4 protein-coding genes are annotated in these 2589 nt (G+C 39.9%); 2 read left to right on the top strand and 2 right to left on the bottom strand.

What is annotated here, in order from left to right:
• Positions 1 to 377: 377 nt before the first annotated feature.
• The gene (locus C7B77_RS27920; RefSeq protein WP_106312753.1) at positions 378 to 596 is read left to right on the top strand and encodes a hypothetical protein; all 219 of its coding nucleotides are present in this window, start codon (positions 378 to 380) and stop codon (positions 594 to 596) included.
• A 62-nt stretch (positions 597 to 658) separates the two neighbouring features.
• Here C7B77_RS27920 and C7B77_RS27915 read toward each other — a convergent pair whose 3' ends face one another.
• Positions 659 to 1228, bottom strand: a complete 570-nt coding sequence (locus C7B77_RS27915) for a hypothetical protein (RefSeq protein ID WP_106312750.1) — start codon at positions 1226 to 1228, stop codon at positions 659 to 661.
• 253 nt (positions 1229 to 1481) lie between these two features.
• Here C7B77_RS27915 and C7B77_RS27910 point away from each other — a divergent pair, with 253 nt between their 5' ends.
• Positions 1482 to 1847 (top strand): DUF2513 domain-containing protein, encoded by a 366-nt coding sequence (locus C7B77_RS27910; RefSeq protein ID WP_106312747.1) that lies wholly within the window; start codon positions 1482 to 1484, stop codon positions 1845 to 1847.
• 103 nt (positions 1848 to 1950) lie between these two features.
• On the opposite strand, the gene C7B77_RS27905 is transcribed toward C7B77_RS27910, so the two are convergent.
• Positions 1951 to 2502: a Clp protease N-terminal domain-containing protein gene (locus tag C7B77_RS27905; protein ID WP_106312744.1), complete on the bottom strand. Its 552-nt coding sequence runs from the start codon at positions 2500 to 2502 to the stop codon at positions 1951 to 1953.
• Positions 2503 to 2589 lie beyond the last annotated feature (87 nt).

The following is a 2589-nucleotide window of genomic DNA, read 5'->3' as shown; positions in this document are numbered from 1 at the left end:
TCGATAACTTCAGAAATAGATGCCTGCTTAATTGGCATTACAATTATTAGTTTTGCATACTAAGTAATGAAGAGCCGATTTTCTATTCTCGAAAAGTAGGATACTTTCTTCAAATTCTTGACTTTGAGCCAAAGGTTATTGATGGAAAAGGTAATCTACGACCACCATCAGAATTCAAAGAATTAAGATTTGAAAACAGCGATAGAGCAAAAATTGCTCTATGCTGCCTGAATTCAAATTTATTCTATTGGTTTATTACTGTATGTTCGGACTGTCGCCATGTCAACAAGCGTGAAGTAGATTTTTTTCCTGTAGATATTTCGACATTAGAACTCAAAGAAAATGGCAACGATTTAGTTAGACTGTCTCAAAAGTTAATGAAAAATATAAATGAGAAGTCAGAAGAACGTACAATGCGCTTTAAACATGACACTCTCTTAATTCAGTGCATTTTTCCCGTAAAGTCAAAACCCATCATTGATGAAATCGATCGCCTTCTGGCTCAACACTATGGCTTCACCGACGAAGAACTAGACTTTATCATTAACTATGACATCAAGTATCGGATGGGTAGAGATAGTGGGGAAGAAGATTGAAAACAACAGAAATTTAGTAACAGTTGCCAATGCTATGATGATAATTTACTCGTCATAGCAGCTTAGGATAAACTATCGATATATCGCTCGATCGCTTTAAAATCATCTTCACTGAAATTAAAGGTCATACCATTATTGGTGGGGCATAATATTTCGTCAGGAAAACTAACTAACTCATGCCAAATAGCCGTAAGTCTTTCATTATAATCGCGAAATTCTTGCTCCTTGCTCTGCATATTGGGTGCAAATCTAGCCGCATTGCGTAATTCCGTGACAAAACTACCCTTAACACCGAAAATGTCTTGCTTGTAGATTTTGGCAACATCTATTAGGGGCACAAAAGAGTCGCGAGTTTCTTGACGTTGCTCTTGTTGTCTGGCTAAATCAGTTTTTGCTCTTAGTTGTGGGTCTAGTTTATCCACTAGCTTAAGAATTTTGGCTCTAATAATAGCTCCATGTCCCATATACTTATTAAGTCTCGTATGTAGCCAAAAACTTTTGAGATCGACAACAAACAGAATCGCTAGCAGTTCTCTTGCCAGCGGATCGTAATCGTTCTTAGATGAGCTAGTAAAAGATTTACTCCAGTCAATAACTTTTTGGGCATTGTCAGTCAGAGTGATTTGACTCATTTGTATTTAGACTTTATTTAACTTGTCATTATCGTTCGGATTACCCTAACATGCAATCTTAACCCATTCGATCGCTAAACTAACTTTCAATCTGACTACAGTACGAGAGTTATGGTATATTAGTATTGCTTCTCTTACACCATCCTCAAAGTACCGAACAAAGCTAACGCTAAGGGGCTGTCAATAACTTCAGCAAAGCTACCAAAAATCCCTTTAAGTGCAGATAGAAATCGAGAAATTATTAGTAAATATTATGAAACGCGATCTAGAACTCATCAGACAGTTAATGTTAGCGATCGAATCAAATGGTGACGACTTTGATGCTGAAAGTATCGAGATCGATGGCTACGATTCATCTCAAATAAACTATCATTTACAGTTACTCATCGAAGCAAAATTAGCCGTTGGCGAAGTCCACACTTTCTTTAATAGCGATCGACCCACTATCCTGATTGAAAAACTTTCTTGGGAAGGTTGCAATTTCTTGGATGATGCTCGAAATGAATCTGTTTGGCAGAAGACTATGGAAATTGTCAAAGATAAGGGTGGAAGTGTTAGTGTTGGGGTCTTAACTCAGTTACTTACTAGTGTTGCCAAACAACTTGTCGGACTGGTTTAAATCTGCCACCCATTGGCAAAGCTTCTGCCCTGAAGCATCGAAAGTCGATCCAACTCCCGACGTAGAGGGCGATCGCTCTAATCCTGACTTTAAAAACAGCATTCTAGGGGCTGTTATCCGCAGACAAGTCATCATGAATGATACCGAGTTTGCGCTGGAGAATGGCAAGAATTTCTTCAACTTTTTTCATTCGAGCATCAATATTCGATCGAAATTCTAAAAAGTCAATCGTTTTCGACCGTTCAATTGCCAATGCGGGATCTTCATCTGGTATCTGCATTGCTAAATCTCGGATTTGACTCGAATCGATTCCCAGATTTGTCAATACCTTGCAAGCGGTATTCTCTGAATTGTCGATTAAGCCCAGTAATAAGTGCTTCGTATCGATATAGTTGTGCCCTAATTGACGAGCGGCTGCTTTAGCGGCTGAGATCGCCTGTTTTGCTAGTGGAGTGTGGGGAATTTCTACAGCTACATAACCAGCTCCGTATCCGGTCATTTTTTCCACTTCGCTGCGGAGATCTCGGAACGAAAAACCAAGCGATTGTAATACCTTGGAGGCAACGCTTGCCTCCTCCCGCACCACCGCGACGAGGATCTGCTCGGTACCCACATAGTTGTGCCCCATGTGTCGAGATTCCTCGGCTGCTAGCATGACTACTTTAACTTACGGTTCGCTCATTTTCAGGGAGGGTCATCAGATTGTGGCCCAAGGCAAGTATAAATCTCAACTGGAAAGTTC

The organism is Chamaesiphon polymorphus CCALA 037 (assembly GCF_003003845.1).
In the GTDB taxonomy this organism is placed as follows: domain Bacteria; phylum Cyanobacteriota; class Cyanobacteriia; order Cyanobacteriales; family Chamaesiphonaceae; genus Chamaesiphon; species Chamaesiphon polymorphus.
This window is presented reverse-complemented; position numbering and strand designations above follow the sequence as displayed.

What these genes read in the sequence shown, in the direction of transcription:
- C7B77_RS27915 (WP_106312750.1), bottom strand. Translation starts at nt 1,228, where the DNA reads ATGAGTCAAATCACTCTGACTGACAATGCCCAAAAAGTTATTGACTGG.
- C7B77_RS27905 (WP_106312744.1), bottom strand. Translation starts at nt 2,502, where the DNA reads ATGCTAGCAGCCGAGGAATCTCGACACATGGGGCACAACTATGTGGGT.
- C7B77_RS27920 (WP_106312753.1), top strand. Translation starts at nt 378, where the DNA reads ATGAAAAATATAAATGAGAAGTCAGAAGAACGTACAATGCGCTTTAAA.
- C7B77_RS27910 (WP_106312747.1), top strand. Translation starts at nt 1,482, where the DNA reads ATGAAACGCGATCTAGAACTCATCAGACAGTTAATGTTAGCGATCGAA.